The sequence below is a fragment of the Pedobacter sp. MC2016-24 genome (assembly GCF_015223055.1).
GTDB lineage: Bacteria > Bacteroidota > Bacteroidia > Sphingobacteriales > Sphingobacteriaceae > Pedobacter.
Genome location: NZ_JADFBX010000007.1, coordinates 84095 through 100103 on the forward strand (window position 1 = coordinate 84095; position 16009 = coordinate 100103).

Annotated in this window: 8 protein-coding genes; all 8 read left to right on the forward strand. The window is 41.7% G+C overall.

What is annotated here, in order from left to right; genetic code table 11:
• Nucleotides 1-30: 30 nt before the first annotated feature.
• The 8 genes from IM797_RS17205 (at nucleotide 31) to IM797_RS17240 (ending at nucleotide 16008) form a co-directional block, all read left to right on the forward strand.
• Complete coding sequence (locus IM797_RS17205; protein ID WP_228098921.1) at nucleotides 31-2583, forward strand: galactose oxidase; 2553 nt, start codon at nucleotides 31-33, stop codon at nucleotides 2581-2583.
• Between the two features lie 296 nt (nucleotides 2584-2879).
• The gene (locus tag IM797_RS17210) at nucleotides 2880-3236 is read left to right on the forward strand and encodes a c-type cytochrome (RefSeq protein ID WP_228098922.1); all 357 of its coding nucleotides are present in this window, start codon (nucleotides 2880-2882) and stop codon (nucleotides 3234-3236) included.
• Nucleotides 3237-3251: 15 nt separating this feature from the next.
• Nucleotides 3252-5474, forward strand: coding sequence for a c-type cytochrome (locus IM797_RS17215; RefSeq protein WP_194128396.1), 2223 nt, complete (start codon nucleotides 3252-3254; stop codon nucleotides 5472-5474).
• Between the two features lie 97 nt (nucleotides 5475-5571).
• Nucleotides 5572-7851 carry a GH92 family glycosyl hydrolase gene (locus IM797_RS17220; protein WP_194128397.1) on the forward strand — a complete coding sequence of 760 codons (2280 nt, stop codon included), beginning with the start codon at nucleotides 5572-5574 and terminating at the stop codon, nucleotides 7849-7851.
• 2 nt (nucleotides 7852-7853) lie between these two features.
• Nucleotides 7854-9113 (forward strand): glycoside hydrolase family 71/99-like protein, encoded by a 1260-nt coding sequence (locus IM797_RS17225; protein WP_194128398.1) that lies wholly within the window; start codon nucleotides 7854-7856, stop codon nucleotides 9111-9113.
• A gap of 6 nt (nucleotides 9114-9119) precedes the next feature.
• Nucleotides 9120-11081, forward strand: coding sequence for a sialate O-acetylesterase (locus IM797_RS17230; RefSeq protein WP_194128400.1), 1962 nt, complete (start codon nucleotides 9120-9122; stop codon nucleotides 11079-11081).
• 20 nt (nucleotides 11082-11101) lie between these two features.
• Nucleotides 11102-12340, forward strand: coding sequence for an L-fucose:H+ symporter permease (gene fucP, locus IM797_RS17235; RefSeq protein WP_194128401.1), 1239 nt, complete (start codon nucleotides 11102-11104; stop codon nucleotides 12338-12340).
• 35 nt (nucleotides 12341-12375) lie between these two features.
• A complete protein-coding gene (locus tag IM797_RS17240; protein WP_228098923.1) occupies nucleotides 12376-16008 on the forward strand; it encodes a sugar-binding domain-containing protein in 3633 nt (1210 codons plus the stop codon).
• Nucleotide 16009 lies beyond the last annotated feature (1 nt).

Below are 16009 nucleotides of genomic sequence, written 5' to 3' on the forward strand. Positions count from 1 at the left end.
CAGATATATATTATATTCGTAATCCCAACTATGAGAACCAAATACCTGCTATTCACTTTATCCGTTTTATTTGCCTTCTTTGTTAACAAAGGCTTTTCGCAATCCTATGGTCTTGGTTTTTATAGTCATGAAGTGGTCCAGGATCAGCGAACCGGACTGGATTTAAGTCCGGGTAAAACCTTATGCTTCAGTTCTAGTTTTGAACTGACATTTGACCTCAGTTTTATGCCTAACCGCGATGATTATTTCGGTTACATTCTTCGTTTTGTAGATAACAACAATGAAAACATAGATCTGATTTACGATAAGGATCCAAAGGAGCAGAATCATTTTAAACTCATTATTGGCGATAAGTTTTCTAAAATCGCTTTCAACATTCCTGCTGAGCTTTTATACAGCTCCTGGAATACAGTAAAGTTTAAATTTGACTACGAAAAGCAGGTCTTACAGCTTTCTTATGGTAAATTCTCTTCAACAAGCAGCTTAGCGCTTAAAACGAGTGACTGTTTCAAAATACTTTTTGGGGCGAATGAATATTTAGGATTCAAAACTACGGACGTGCCTCCTATGAAAATCCGGAATGTTAAGATCTCTGAAAAAGACAATACTAAATATAGCTGGCCACTGGATGAATATGACGGTGCTGCAGTAACTGAAATGATGGGGAATAAAGCTGCTACTGTAGTCAATCCCCTATGGGTGAAAAAATTACATCATGAATGGCAATTGCTCCAGCGTTTCTCTGTAAAAGGTGCTGCAAGTATTGCTTTTGATGAAAAAAATGAAGTGGTAAACGTAGTCAGTTCAGATTCTTTATATAAGTACAGCGTGAGATCAGGCAAGCTGGCATCGGTTGGTTATTTGTCGGGCCCTCAGAATCTGATGCGTGGTAACCAATCCTTATTTGATGAGCGGAATAATCGCTTAATGAATGTATATATTGATCAGAAGATCGTCAGCATATTTGATACCGTTGATAAAAAATGGACGCATAATTTTAGTCTGAATACCCCAATTACTGATTTTTGGCAGTATAATAAATTTTATTCTGCAGCAGATTCATCTTTATACCTAATTGGCGGATATGGGCATTTCTTTTATAAAAATCAGGTTCAACGCTATCATTTTCCGACAAAAACCTGGCAAATCGTAAAAGTATCAGGCAGCACCTTTACGCCAAGATACCTTGCAGCTTTGGGTAGTACAGCCGGGGGCGCTTATGTTTTAGGTGGTTATGGAAGTTCTACCGGACAGCAAATGTTAAATCCACGGAATTTATATGATTTGCTTTATTTTGATGTTAAAAGTAAATCCTTCAGGAAAATATATGAACTGAAAATCGCAGGTGAACATTTCGTATTTGCCAATTCATTGGTTATCGACGAGAAAACCAATAGCTATTATGCACTTACATTTCCTAAGCATAAGTATAAATCGCATTTGCAATTGATTCGCGGTTCGTTACTAAAACCAGAATACCAGCTTTTTGGGAGTCCCATTCCTTTTGTATTTCATGACATCAACTCTTTTGCTGATCTTTTCTACTGTGAGAAAAGCAAAAAGTTTATCGCCGTAGCTTTATTCAGGGATGAAACAGATCATACCAATGTTCAAGTTTATTCCCTGTCCAGTCCGCCGATTAATGCGGATCCAAAGCTTAACCTTGGTTCAAATAAAAGTATTTACCTGTTTGTTTCCATCGCATTGCTGGCTATTGCCGCCTTAGGTCTGGTTTACTTTAGAAGAAGAAAAGCTGTTCCAAAAGCTGAGGCATTGCTGGCAGAAGTTGCTACAGAAGCCGTTGTAAATACTGCTCCGCCCCAGGTTTCATCTAAACATGTTGTTAAAGCGTTTAAATCTTCCATTTTCCTTTTTGGGGATATGCAGGTTTTTGATAAAGAAGGCCGGGAAATAACGAAACAATTTACGCCATTAATCAAAGAGCTTTTTCTGATTATATTGTTGTATACGATCAGATGGGAACGGGGAATCAGTTCTGAAAAACTTAAGGAACTGCTGTGGTTTGATAAATCGGAAGAGAGTGCCCGAAATAACAGGTCTGTGAATATTGCAAAATTGAAAAGTATCCTGGAGAAATTAGACCATTGTATGGTTTCAAAAGAAACCGGCTACTGGAAAATCAATTGTGATTTTGAACATACTTATGTGGATTATTACCATTGTTTTGCGACAATAAAAGACCGGAATAAACCAGATAAAGATAAAGTAGCTGAATTGGCAGAGATCATTAAGCGCGGTGCATTTTTACCTAATGCCAATTATGAATGGATGGATCAGTTCAAGGCGGAAATCTCGAATGAGATCATTGATACTTATCTTCATTTTGCGCATTCCATTGTCATTGCTGATGATCCGGACCGGCTCATCGAACTGGCCAATTATATCTTCTATTTTGACCCGATCAATGAAGAAGCCATGAGCATCACCTGTAAGGCGCTGGTACATTTGGGTAAGCATTCCCAGGCAAAAAATACCTATGAGAATTTTTGTAAAGAGTATAAGCTTTTATATGATGAAGAATTTGATAAAAGCTTTAATGATATTCTTTCTGATCAAACTTAGATCTCCTGATTTTTTGATCTCTATACTTTATGCCAAAGGTTATTTTGATTAAAAGCATGCAGGAGAAAAGATCAGTGCTGGCGTAGCAATTTATGTAACATTTGTAATTCAGTTACAATTAATTGAGGAAATACGGTCTTATTAATGATTTATTATGCATTAATTAATCGGAGATGCGTAATCTTGGTCTACAAACTAATCATGAACCAATTGCATTTGTAAACTAGTACTAACCAAATAATAAACACAACTGAAACCAATTACTAATGAAGATTTCTATGAAATGCATTTGTTGTATGGCTCTGCTCAGCCTTGCAACTTATAGTTTCGGACAAACCGGAAAGAAAAAAACAAACCCTGTTAAAAAAGCGAGTCCTGCAACTGCATCTGCCGCAGATATTGAAGCTGGAAAAGCGCTCATCCAAAAAGCAGATTGCATGACCTGTCATAAACTGGATATCAAATTGGTAGGTCCTGCCTTTATGCAGGTGGCTGCAAAATATCCTGCAAACGACGCCAATTACGCCTCGCTGGCGGCCAGGATCATAGCTGGAGGCAGCGGTGTATGGGGACAGATTCCCATGGCACCACATGCTACGTTATCTCCTGCTGATGCGAAAAAAATGGCCAAGTATATTTTATCGCTTAAGTAAAACAGGAACCGAATTATGAAGAGAAACAAGATTTTGGTGCTGAGTATACTTAGCCTGTCCATGCTGGTATATACCTGTAAGGTTTCCATGCCGGTTGTACAACGCGATGCCAACGGGAACATTGTGGTGAATAAGAATCCTTCACCAGCTTATTTATCTCCGCAGGAGAGCTTAAAAACGATGCATATGCCTAAAGGGTATCGATTGGAACTGGTGGCCAGTGAACCGATGATTCATGAGCCTGTAGCCATTACCTGGGATGGGAACGGCAGGATGTATGTGGCAGAGATGAATACCTATATGCAGGATGCGGAAGGCACCGGTGAAATGAAAGCAGTATGTACGGTAAAACGACTGGAAGATACCAACGGCGATGGGAAAATGGACAAATCAGTCATTTTTATAGACAAGTTGTTATTGCCAAGAATGATTTTGGCATTGGATGACCGGATTTTGATCAATGAAACAAATTCCAATAACATTTACAGTTACCGGGATACCGATGGTGATGGACAAGCAGATGAAAAGAAATTGATTTTTAGAAATGATGAGATCAGTACCAGCAACCTGGAGCATCAAAAAAGCGGCTTGATGTGGAACCTCGACAATAAAATATATGTCACTGTGGAGAATAAGCGATATGTATATGAAGATGGTATGCTTAAAGCTGAATATTTACATGAGGGACCTGGGGGGCAGTGGGGCCTAACCAGTGATAATTATGGCAGATTGTTTTTTTCTGCCGCAGGATCAGAAACTCCGGCGCTTAATTTTCAACAGAATCCTTCATACGGCAGATTTGATTTTAAAGACCAGTACGACAATGAGTTTCAAGCTGTATGGCCGATTATCTCCACACCCGATGTTCAGGGTGGTTTAAATAGATTGCGTCCGGACAGTACGCTAAACCATTTTACTGCTTGTACTGGGCAGTCTGTATTCAGAGGTACTGCCTTGCCTGCGGATGCGCAAGGAGATTTATTTATCTGTGAGCCGGTAGGCCGATTGATCAGACGCGCTAAGGTGATCAATACCAATGGTAAAACAACTTTGAAAAACGCGTACAATAAAGAGGAATTCATCGCGTCTACAGACATGAATTTCAGACCGGTAAATAGTGTAACCGGGCCTGACGGGTGCCTTTATATCGTGGATATGTACCGCGGAATTATACAGGAAGGTAATTGGACAAAAAAAGGTACTTACCTCAGGAAACAAATAGATGAAAAGAAATTTGATAAAAATATTGGCAGGGGCCGGATTTACCGCGTAGTTTATGATGGCCTGAAACCAGATCGTAATGTACCAAAGTTATTGAATCTGAGTACCGATAAACTGGTTCCTTACCTGGCGCATGCAAATGGCTGGTGGCGGGATAATGCACAGAAACTGATGGTGGTTCGGGGCAACAAGTCTGTTGTTCCTGCATTGAAAGCCATGGCCCTGGATAAAAATACAAACCAGCTTGGCCGTATCCATGCATTGTGGACCTTAAGCGGTTTAAAAGCCATAGATCAGGAGACTTTGAAACAGGCATTTCAGGACAATGATCCTGCCGTTCGTAAAACTGCGGTCTGGATTTGTGATGATCTGGTTAGAAAAGGAGATGAGCGGCTTGTGCAGCTGATGGAATTTCTTAAAAATGACCCGAGTGCCGATGTCCGTTTTCAACTTGCGCTGAGCTTGAGGTTTAGCAAATCGGAAAAAGCCCAGGATATCATTAAGTATATGCTTGCCCAATATCCGGACAATCAGATGCTGGTTGAATCGCAAAAAAGCTTTGAAAACAACAACAATGCCCGTGCGCTGGCCGCTAAAAAGGCTGCCGCAATGGCCGAAGAAGATAAAAAACTGGTGTTGAAAGGCGCAACAATTTTTAAGCAGCTTTGCGCCATTTGTCATGGTGAAGACGGAAAAGGGGTAACAATCGGCGGAAAAGAAATGCCTGCACCGCCACTTGCCGGTGCAAAAGATGTGACTGGCGACCCGGAAAAACTCATCAAAATCTTACTTCACGGTTTATCCGGGCCAGTTGATGGTAAAACCTATGCCGATGCCATGCCGGCACTTGGTAGCAACGACGACGAGTACATAGCTTCGGTGCTGAGTTATATCAGAAATGACCTCGGCAATAAAGCTTCCGTAGTTAAGCCTTTGGATGTTAAAAAAGTAAGGGAAGTAAATCAGGGTCGCACGAAGAACTGGACAATCAAAGAACTGGAAAGTACAAAAAAATAACAAACCCACATATGATGCGCTGGATGGCCTCTTTTAGCGGCCAAATGGCCATGCTTTGCCTAAAAATAACCTATATATTAAATTTTAAGTCTTCAGAATGATAAAGCGTATTATTCAAGTTACGACCAGAAATGCCTTGTTTTTAACCCTGCTGTTCTTTAACAATGGCTGTGCGGTTGGACAGGAAAAACCCTACGCAGGGTCTGGCAATCTAAAATATGTTGATCCTTTGATCGGCAATGTGGGGCACCTGTTGCAGCCTACAAGGCCGACGGTTCAATTGCCCAATCAAATGATCAGAATGTTTCCCCAGAGAAAGGATTATATGGATGATCAGATCGCCAGTTTTCCTTTAAATGTGGTTTCTCATCGTTTAGGAGAAGTCTTTGCCCTGAAACCCTCCAGTCAAAAAATAGAAATCAGCAATTGGAAAAGAAAGATGACTTACGATTATGATCTGGAAATCAATCGCCCCTGGTATTACAGTACCTATCTGATCGATGATGACATCAAAGTTAGTTATACACCTGGTAAGAAGACAGGTTATTACAAATTCGAATTCCCTGCCAAGGGGCTTAAAAATCTGCTTCTGGAAAATTACAACGCCGGAGCAAATGAGTTCAATTTCATTTCAGCTACAGAAGTAACTGGGGTAGAAATGTATCATGGCAACATCAAGGTTTACCTTTATGGCGTTTTTAGTGATGGCGCCACTGTTGGAACCCTACAGGATAACCAGGTATCTGCGCTTCCTAAAGTAAGTGGGACAGCAGCTAAAGCCTGGATCACTTTTCCACAAAATACGACCGGATTGGTTGAATTTAAGTATGCGATCTCTTATGTCAGTCCTGCACAAGCTAAAAAGAATTATCTCAACGAATTAAAAAATACGAATTTTAATCAGCAGGTAGCGGTGGGAGAAACAGCCTGGGCAAAAGTAATCAATCAGATTAAAACAACCGGGGCTACAGAAGCGCAACGACGTTCTTTTTATACAGCTTTGTATCGTTGTTACGAGCGGATGATCGATATCAATGAAGATGGACAGTATTTTAGCGGTTTCGATAATAAAATTCACACGAGTAACCGTCCATTTTACGTAGATGACTGGGCCTGGGATACCTATTTGGCACATCATCCATTACGGATCATTTTAAACCCGGCACAGGAAGAAGACATGTTAAATTCATACGTACAGATGTATGAACAAAGCGGTTGGGTGCCTACCTTTCCTGTGTTGTTTGGCGATCATGCCTGCATGAATGGGTTTCATTCTACAGTCAGTTTTTTAGATGCGCATAGAAAGGGATTGAAAAACTTTGACTTGAATAAAGCTTATGCGGGACTGGCTAAAAATGCCAACGAAGCAACCATGCTGCCCTGGCGAAATGGGCCGAAAAATGAGTTGGATGATTTTTACCATGAAAAAGGTTATTTCCCCGCTTTAAAGATTGGTGAAGCAGAGTATGTACCTGCCGTAGATAAATTCGAAAAGCGCCAGGCTGTAGCGGTCACTTTAGGCCACAGTTACGACGATTGGGCACTGGGGCAATTGGCTAAAGATTTGAACATGCCGCAGGATTACCAGAAATTTAATCTTCGGGGTGGGAATTACAAGAATCTTTGGAACAAGGAAGCACAACTGTTCTTACCTAAAGACAACCAGGGTAACTGGGTCAATATAGATCCGAAGTTCGATGGTGGTATGGGTGGCAGAGATTATTATGATGAGAACAATGGCTGGACTTACATGTGGCAGGTGCAACATGATCTGGGTGGATTAATAGGATTAATGGGTGGAAAAACCGCCTTTGAAAATCGGCTTGATCAGTTGTTCCGGGAGCCTTTAGGTAGAAGCCAGTATGAGTTTCAGGCCAGATTTCCAGATGTAACCGGAATAGTTGGGCAGTTTTCGATGGGAAATGAACCGAGTTTCCACATTCCGTACCTATACAATTATACGGCTTCTCCATGGAAAGCGCAGCGAAGGATCCGTTTTCTGTTAGACACCTGGTTTAAAGATGACGTATTTGGTATTCCCGGCGATGAAGACGGGGGCGGGATGACGTCATTTGTCGTGTTCTCTGCCATGGGTTTTTATCCGGTTACACCAGGTATCCCGGTATACACCATTGGTAGTCCGGTATTTGATAAAGTATCGATTGACCTGCCAAATGGAAAAACCTTTCAAGTGATTGCCAATAAAAGTTCAGTAGTTAATAAATATATTCAAAGTGCAAAATTTGATGGTAAAATCCTGGATACGCCCTGGTTTACTCACCAACAGCTTGTGGCTGGTGGAAAACTGGAATTGGAAATGGGACCACTACCAAATAAGACCTGGGGAACAGGTCAGCGGTTAGAAATTTCAAAATAAATATGAGGCATTTAAAATTATATCTGATTGTTCTTGGCTTAAGTATGACCTTGTATGGTCATGCTCAAAATAAACACGCTAAACAATCCAGATTTCCAAGTTATAAAGGATTGGTCATGGCTGGTTATCAAGGCTGGTTTAATGCCAAAGGTGATGGTGCAGATCGTGGCTGGAACCATTATGGTAATATCGATAAAGAAAGAATAGGGGTAGAAATCTGGCCGGAGATTGCTGAATATGAAAAAACCTATAAAACGCCATTTAAACTGGCCAATGGAGATCATGCCTATTTATTTAGTTCATACGATGAGTCCAGCGTTAAACTCCATTTTAAATGGATGCAGCAATATGGCATAGATGGTGTGTTTGTACAGCGTTTCGTCAGCAACCTAAAGTATGCCAAAGGCATAAATCACAATAATAAAGTACTTTCTTCTGCACTTGAGGCTGCAGAGAAATACAAAAGGGCAATTGCCATCATGTACGATTTTTCGGGCATGCATGATGGGGATGAGCAGGTGGTGATTGAGGACTTTAAAAAACTGGTGGATAGCATGAAGTTAACCAATCGCGGCAATAGCCAAAGCTATTTGTACCACAATGGAAAACCCCTGGTTGCGCTTTGGGGAGTTGGTTTTAATGACAATAGAAAATATTCCTTAAAAAATGTCCGAGCGATCATCGACTTTTTACAAAAAGACCCGGTATATGGAGGCTGTTCAATTCTTCTGGGTGTACCAACGCAATGGCGTGAACTAGCTGGCGATACAGAACCAGATCCGGAATTATTGGAAACCTTTAAAAAAATAGACATCATACATCCCTGGTTTGTTGGGCGCTTCATCGAATCCCGGCTTCCTAAAATGATGGAACGTATCAAGGCTGATCTTGCCTGGTGCAAACAATATCACATTGGTTATGTGCCGGTTGTATATCCTGGTTTTAGCTGGCACAACATGAAGCCGGAGTCGCCGTTAGATCAGATCCCAAGAAATAAGGGCCAGTTCTTTTGGAAACAACTTTCAGGTAGCATCCAGATTGGTGCTGAGATGCTGTACGTCGCCATGTTTGATGAAGTAGATGAGGGCACTGCAATTTTCAAAGTCAGTAAAAATCCACCAGTTGGTGTAACGGAATTTGTCAAACCGGAGGAAGGCATCCCATCTGATTATTATTTGTACCTGAGTGGGTATGCGGGTAAAATGCTGAGGAAAGAAATTCCTTTTCAAAATGACATTCCAGCTCCTAAAAGTAAACCATAAATGCAGATGAAACTTATTTATAAACTTAGCCTGGGCCTGTTGTTTTGCCAAATGACAGTCAGCGCCCAATTGCGTTTGCCTTCACTGGTTGCAGATCACATGGTACTGCAAAGGGACGTGAAGATTCCAGTATGGGGCTGGGCTACAGCTGGAGAACCTATCCAAATCACATTTAAAAATAAAACCTATATGGCTGTTGCCAATCAACAGGGCAAATGGGAACTGAGCTTAGCCCCAAGTGTTGCTGCAGGCCCTTTTGAATTGTTGGTGAAAGGAACAAAACAACAAATTGTCATTAAAGATGTATGGGTCGGTGATGTTTGGATCTGCTCTGGGCAGTCTAATATGGTCTTCGATTTTAACAATGGCAGGGCCAGAGCCTTATATGCTCAGGACATTGCCGCTTCAGCCAATGATCAGATCAGACAAATATTAGTGCCGAGAGCGACCAGCCCTGTTCCATTGGATCAATTTAACAAAGCCGAATGGAAATTGGCAAAACCTGAGACTTTGAATGGGTTTTCTGCAGCAGCCTATTTTTTTGCAAGGGAACTTTACCAGAAAAATAAAGTAGCCATAGGCCTCATCAATACAAGTTGGGGTGGCACTAAAGCCGAAGCCTGGATTAGTGAGGAGGGAATTAAAGCTTTTCCCCAGTTTGAAAATGAAGTCAGACTTTTGAAAGATACAGCTCAAATTGCAGCAAACAGGAAGCAGCGTCAGCTGATGGTTTCGGAATGGCATTTGAAAAACAAAACGGAAGATAAAGGCTACACTGGAAATCAGGCGGCTTGGGCAGCTCCGGAATTTAGCGATAAGCTTTGGAAAAGTACACAATTGCCTGTGATGTTCGAGAAAATAGGGCTGAACAATACCTTCGGAGTAATCTGGTTCAGAAGGGAGATTGATGTTCCAGAAAGTCTTGGTGGAAAATATGCGGTCCTGAAACTGGGCAGTGTTGATGATGAGGATGAAAGCTTTGTCAACGGGGTGCGGGTTGGTGGTTATGCCAACAGGGAAAAAGCAAGGGAACACCAGGTGCCGGGCCGACTGATTAAAGCAGGGAGAAACACAATTGCGGTCAGGGTCATCAATTGGAATGGGCCGGGCGGATTTGCTGGTGACATGCCTATGGTACTGGATTTTGGAACTCAGAAAGTGCCTTTAAACGGTGAATGGAAATATGAAACCGGTAGAAAAACCAAAGAACTCCCTGGAAATTATAATGTTCAGGACTTATCTACTTCCATTTATAACGGCATGATTGCCCCGCTTTTTCCATATGCCTTTAAGGGCGTTATTTGGTATCAGGGTGAAAGTAATGGTACACGTGGATTGGAGTACCGCGACTTGTTTCCTGCCATGATCGCAGATTGGCGGTCAAAGTGGAAACAAGGTGATTTTCCATTCATATTTCAGCAGCTGGTGAATTTCAGACAGGCCGTTCAGCAGCCTGCCGAAAGTGATTGGGCGGAACTCAGGGAAGCGCAATTGCTGACTACCAAACGTTCTCCAAATACAGCCATGGCAGTTGGGATCGATATTGGTGAGGCCGGGGACATTCATCCGGTAAACAAATTGGATATTGGGAAACGCCTGGCACTGGCTGCGAGGAAATTAGCTTACGGTGAGAAAAAGCTGATTGCTTCAGGTCCGGTTTATCAATCCAGCAAAACTGAAGGCAATACAATCCGATTAACTTTCTCCAATACTGGCACCGGACTGGCCGTAAAAGGGGGACAGGTTCTGAAACAATTTGCTATTGCTGGCGCAGATCAGAAATTCCACTGGGCTAAGGCCATGATTAAGGGGAACAATACCATAGCTGTATCTTCAGCAGATGTCCCTTTTCCATTGGCTGTTCGTTATGCCTGGGCTGATAATCCTGAAGGTTGTAACCTGATCAATAAAAGTGGATTACCAGCCAGTCCATTCCGGACTGACAACTGGTCCAGACCAAAAAAATAAACCATTAACAACCAAACCATATGAACGATTTAAAAATTAAGATACCCTTTACCGATAAAAAATTCCTGGTCACGCTGGTCTTTGTCACCTCATTATTTATGTTTTGGGGTATTGCCATTACCATGGCTGATGTATTGAACAAACATTTTCAGCATACCATGAGCCTTTCCAAAACGCAGTCGGCCTTTGTGCAGTTTGCAGTTTTTGGTGCTTATGCAGTTATGGGAATCCCCGCAGGCCTGTTTATGAAGCGCTACGGCTATAAGCGTGGCGTTTTACTCGGGCTTTCGCTTTTTGCATTGGGTGCTTTTTTATTCATACCGGCGGCGAATATTTCTTCCTTTGCTTTTTTTGGCATTGCCTTATTTATTGTAGGCTGCGGTTTGTCTACCTTAGAGACCGTTGCACACCCTTTTGTTGCTGCTTTAGGGGATCAGCGTACCAGCGACCTGCGCATTAACTTTGCTCAAATGTTTAATGCCGTTGGCGCGATTATCGGGCCGCTGATTGGGGGATACTTTCTATTGAGCAACAATGTTGCCGGTAGCACTGATCTGACTTCTGTTAAGATACTCTACGCAGTAATCGGATCCGTTATATTGCTGGTTGCCCTGTCTTTTTCTTTTGTCAAAGTACCTGCCACAACAGATCCTCATGCCGGTCTGGAAGATGCCGATGCCCTGAATGTAGATCTTGCCCCTGATAAAAAACTCTTTGAGCACAAGCACTTTGTCTGGGCAGTTGCTGCACAGTTTTTCAATGTGGCGGCCCAGGCAGGTACATGGGCATTTTTTATCAACTATGTGCATGAAATTATCGGTTTTAGTGATGAAAAGGCCTCTTATTTTATGGGTGTTTTTATGGGCATGATGCTGACGGGACGTATTTTAGGTACTTTTTTAATGCGCTTTATCGCTCCAAATAAATTACTGGCAGGCTTTGCTTTAGGTAACATCATGATGTGCATCATCGTTGCGCAAAGTTTGGGTATGGTCTCATTCGTTGCATTGCTCATGATCAATTTTTTCTTTGGCATCATGTTTCCTACGATATTCAGCCTTGGTCTTAAAAGTATGGGTTCAAGAACTCAACAGGCGGCATCTTTCCTGTCCATGGGGGTTGTAGGGGGAGCATTTTTCCCGTTCATCATGGGATACGCGGCAGACCAGTTCGGTATAGCGCATGCTTATTATGCGCCAATCCTTTGTTATGTAGTGATCTTTTTGTTCGCTAATAAGTTTTATCAAGTAAAACACTAACCAACGTCATAAAAAATTAAACTAATACACATTTCATGATAAAGATGAAAATTTCCCTTTTTCAAGCCCTGTCCTTGTTGATCTTTTGCTTTCCTGTGCAATTAAACGCCCAATCAAAAAATGATTTAAAGGAGCAGTTTAGTGACCCGCGCATAAAGCTGAGCAAAATCGGTAAGGGACTGCTTAAAGTAGAAAACGGGGTTATAAAAAGTAAAGATGCTTATGCCACATTTGGCGATGCCGACATGGTTAATTACGAGTTTAGCTTTAAGGCACGTACGCCGGAAAATGAAAAACAAGTACAAGTATGGTCTGGGTTCAGGGCTTCAAACCGGAACGACCGTTACATTTTAGGTCTTAGGGGTGGTATTCAAAATGACCTTTATCTGGCCAGATTAGGCTATATGGGTACAGATGACCACCTGGCCTTAAGACATCTTGATTTTCCATTAATTCCTGGTAAATGGTATGAGATCAAAGTTCAGGTGGTTGGTAGCCGCATCAGGGTTTTTCTAAATAATGAAACTTTACCCTGGATTGATGTACAGGACCCGAATAGGCAACTTGCAGCTAAAGGCAAAGTTGTGTTGGGCGGAAGCTGGCTTAACACCGAATTTGATGACCTGAAGATCAAGTCATTGGATCCTGATTTTTTCGCTGCTCAGCCCGTAAAAGAATACCAGGTTAAGCAGGCCGATAAAAGTCAGTTGCGTGAAAAACAGCGGGCGGCTTATAAACCCATTCCAGTTAAAAGCATTGGTCAATCCAGAACCAGGATTTCTTTAGATGGAACCTGGTTATTTAGCCCGGGTTATGAGTCAAAAACCGCTGATGCGATTTCGCCCGCCAGCGCTGACCAGAACTGGCATGTGATGACTGTTCCTCAATTTTGGAACCCAAACCGGGAATGGTTACATGGCGAAAAATACAATACGGCCAGTAAAGGGGTTTCGGATAATTATTACCAGAAGGAAATTGAGCGCTGCGAAACCTATACCTTTGATTATAAAAAGACGGATGTTGGCTATTACAGGCAATGGCTGGAACTTCCACAAGGTATTGATGGCAAATACCTGGAATTGACCTTCGACGCCGTATCTAAGATTGGAGAGGTCTTTATCAATGGAAAAAGGGCTTCTGATCCGCATATTGGGATGTTCGGCGAATTTAAAGTGAATGCTACACCTTTTCTTAAGCCTGGCAAAAACCTGATTGTGGTTAAAGTATCCCGTGATTATGTTAAAGACATCAAAGATGCGGATAAAGTAACTGATGTTGCGGTTACAGTTCCCGTTACAAATAAGATGTTGAAAGACCTGGCCCATGGTTTTTATAACGATGATCCTGCGGGGATATGGCAACCAGTATCGCTGGTGATTTCAGATCCGGTTCGGATTACTGACGTGTACATTAAACCGAAATTAACTGGAGCTGACTTTGAGATTACTGTGAAAAACAACAGCAACTCGGTGCAAAAAATCAGCTTATCTACTGTGATTAATTCGGCTAAAACAAAATCATCTTTATATGATGCAGCCAATTTAAAAGATCTGTCCTTAAACGCAGGTGAAGAAAAAACATTCAACTACAGCATCAATAATTTAAAACCATTGCTTTGGACTCCTGCTATGCCCAATTTATACCAGTTCAATTTTGTATTGGGCCATGCTGGAAAGGAAGCAGACCGTCAAATGATCGTATCCGGTTTCAGGACATTTCAGGCAAAAGGTGATTTCTTTTATTTAAATGACAAGCAATACTGGTTAAGAGGAGGGAACCACACGCCAATGTCCCTCGCACCCAATGATACAGCCCTTGCCAATCAGTTCAATAAGCTCTTGCATGACGGTAACATCATGATTACGCGTACGCATACGGCACCTTATAACGAACTGTGGCTATCTTCCTCTGATCAAAATGGTGTTGGGGTGAGTTACGAAGGTGGCTGGCCATGGCTGATGATTAAAAGCAGCATGCCTGATCAGAAATTGATAGAACTTTGGAAGAATGAGTTTTATGATCTGATTAAGAAATACAGAAATCATCCTGCTTTGTTGTTCTGGACTGTTAACAATGAGATGAAATTTTACGACAATGATCCGGATTTTGAACAGGCCAAGCTTAAAATGGCAATTATCTCCGATGTTGTGAAAAGAGTCCGTCAGATTGATCCGACAAGACCAGTATGCTTCGATTCCAATTATACCAGGAACGAGAAGAAATTTGGTAAAGATTTCTTTAGCAAAATTGATGATGGAGATATTGATGACCATCATTGGTACGTCAACTGGTATCATGGATCTATTTTCAATGAATTCAATGGAGAATGGCAGAAAAACTTCAAAAATGAAGGGCGTCCGCTAATCAGTCAGGAGTTTTCTACAGGTTATGCCAGTGAGACCGGCCACCCGACACGCTTTTATACTTATGTGCATCAAAATCCTGCATCACTTGTTGGCAATTATGCCTATGAGTTTGCTAATCCGAAGTATTTCTTAGAAGCGCAAACATTTATCACCAGGGAATCGGCAGAAGCAGTACGCAGAACCAATGAAAGGGCTGCGGGAATTTTACATTTCGCGGCATTGACCTGGTTTAAAAATATCTATCTGGCTGATAAAATTACGCCACATCCAAGTTATCTGGCTATGAAAAAAGCACTACAGCCTGTACTGGTCTCTGCAGAACTTTGGGGCCGGCATTTTTATGCAGGCAGCACATTACCAGTCCGGGTTTATGTGGTGAATGACCGCAATGAAGGTACAGCACTTGCCGAAACCGAACTGCAATGGGCTGTACTGGATGCGAATGGTAAAATTATAGCAAATGGTAAAGAAACCATTGAGCCGGTATCCTATTACGGCCGTAAATGGATTGCACCTAAAATCATCCTTCCTGTCACTTTATCCAGTTCAAAAATCAATGCAAAACTGGTTTTGAAATTGTCAGAAAATGGTAAAGTCATTTCTGAGAATGATTATGAATTTTCGCTTGCTGATCAAAAAGGTCTGGCTGCTGCCGATTTAAAAGGAGAAAATATAGTATTGCTGGATAAATCAGGAAAAACTACAGCGGTTGCGGATTATGTTGGTTTAACTTACAAAAAGAGCAATTCCTTAGCTGACGCGATCCAGCGGAAACCAGGTATCCTGATCTTGAGTGGTCTGGAGGCTGCAAATACGCCAGATGTTGACCTTGCACAGATTAAATCTTTTGTAGCTTCGGGTGGTAAATTGTTACTCTTAAATTCTGGTAAACTGGCAATTTCCTTATTTCCAAAACAGATCCGGGATATCTTACAGGAGAACGGTGAAATTGTATCGATAGAAGTTCCTGAATCAACAGTGTTTGACGATATTGATCCCATGGAGACGAGGTATTTCAACAACAATAAAAGAGAGAATCCATGGGTAATGAAAAATGCTTATAAAGTTTACCGGGATTCCGGCGTAGAACCACTGGCTTCCTTTGTTAAAATCCATGGATATCTGGAAGGGGACATGACTGAACGCGCCAGGAAACTCGATGAAATTAAAGGCTTCCCAATTGTGAAAATCAAAAATACAGGAACGGCTATTTTATCTGAAATGCTGCTGGATAAAGGCACCACTGATCCTATAGCCGGAAAACTATTTGTTAACATGTTAAAAGACTTAGCAGCCAACTAAT

Excerpts from the sequence above, each read along its gene's own strand:
- IM797_RS17205 (WP_228098921.1), top strand. The coding sequence starts at position 31 with ATGAGAACCAAATACCTGCTATTCACTTTATCCGTTTTATTTGCCTTC.
- IM797_RS17210 (WP_228098922.1), top strand. The coding sequence starts at position 2,880 with ATGGCTCTGCTCAGCCTTGCAACTTATAGTTTCGGACAAACCGGAAAG.
- IM797_RS17215 (WP_194128396.1), top strand. The coding sequence starts at position 3,252 with ATGAAGAGAAACAAGATTTTGGTGCTGAGTATACTTAGCCTGTCCATG.
- IM797_RS17220 (WP_194128397.1), top strand. The coding sequence starts at position 5,572 with ATGATAAAGCGTATTATTCAAGTTACGACCAGAAATGCCTTGTTTTTA.
- IM797_RS17225 (WP_194128398.1), top strand. The coding sequence starts at position 7,854 with ATGAGGCATTTAAAATTATATCTGATTGTTCTTGGCTTAAGTATGACC.
- IM797_RS17230 (WP_194128400.1), top strand. The coding sequence starts at position 9,120 with ATGAAACTTATTTATAAACTTAGCCTGGGCCTGTTGTTTTGCCAAATG.
- fucP (WP_194128401.1), top strand. The coding sequence starts at position 11,102 with ATGAACGATTTAAAAATTAAGATACCCTTTACCGATAAAAAATTCCTG.
- IM797_RS17240 (WP_228098923.1), top strand. The coding sequence starts at position 12,376 with ATGATAAAGATGAAAATTTCCCTTTTTCAAGCCCTGTCCTTGTTGATC.